Source organism: Leisingera sp. MMG026 (assembly GCF_021654205.1).
In the GTDB taxonomy this organism is placed as follows: Bacteria; Pseudomonadota; Alphaproteobacteria; order Rhodobacterales; family Rhodobacteraceae; genus Leisingera.
Map to the genome: position 1 here is coordinate 1 of NZ_JAKFZM010000140.1, position 759 is coordinate 759.

The window sequence follows — 759 nt, forward strand, 5'->3', positions numbered from 1 at the left end:
GCAGCATTTGGTAAAACGGGCTCAGGCACTAAATCGCTCCGCGATAGGGGTTCTGTGTGGCAGGCGTTGCGCTGAACCGGGATTTGTTTCGCGGTTTTCGATGTCGGGTGTGTGCTGTTGGTCGAGGTGATTTTACCTCGATTGACAGAGGGTTTTGCCATGACCATTCAGCATCCTACACCGACGACACCGCTTCGTGGCCGCATGATCGCGGATATGTCGGCACGCAATCTCGGACCAGCCGCGCAGACCAGCCACCTGCGGGCCTGCAAGCGGTTTGCCTCCTGGCTCGGGCGATCTCCGGACACAGCTTCACCGGATGATGTGAAGCACTTCCAGCAGCATCTGATCGAGACCGGGACCAGCATTTGTACCCGCAACCAAACCAAGACCGGGGTGAAGTTTCTGTTCCGGGTCACCCTGCGGCGGCATGATCTGGCAGCCGAGGTTTTCCACCTGAAGGAACCGGTGAAGGTGCCGCTTGTGCTGAGCCGCAACGAGGTCAAACGCGTTCTGGCCATGGCGCCCGGCCTGAAGGCGCGCGTAATGCTGTCGCTCGCCTATGGGTGCGGCATGCGCGCGGGCGAGGTCGTCCGGCTGAAGGTCGGCGACATCGACGGGGAACAGAAGATCATCCGCATTGTGCAGGCCAAAGGCCGCAAGGATCGCAACGTGATGTTGCCCGGGGACATTCTGGGTTTGTTGCGCGAGTGGTGGACCCAACGCCCCGCGAGCCAGGACCCGGGCGTGCCCGGATCC

General features: G+C 61.5%; 1 protein-coding gene. It reads left to right on the forward strand.

Annotated elements, in window-relative coordinates; all coding sequences use genetic code 11:
* Positions 1-159: 159 nt before the first annotated feature.
* Positions 160-759: tyrosine-type recombinase/integrase (locus tag L1069_RS23855; protein WP_237457297.1), on the forward strand; the 600-nt coding region annotated here is incomplete at its 3' end.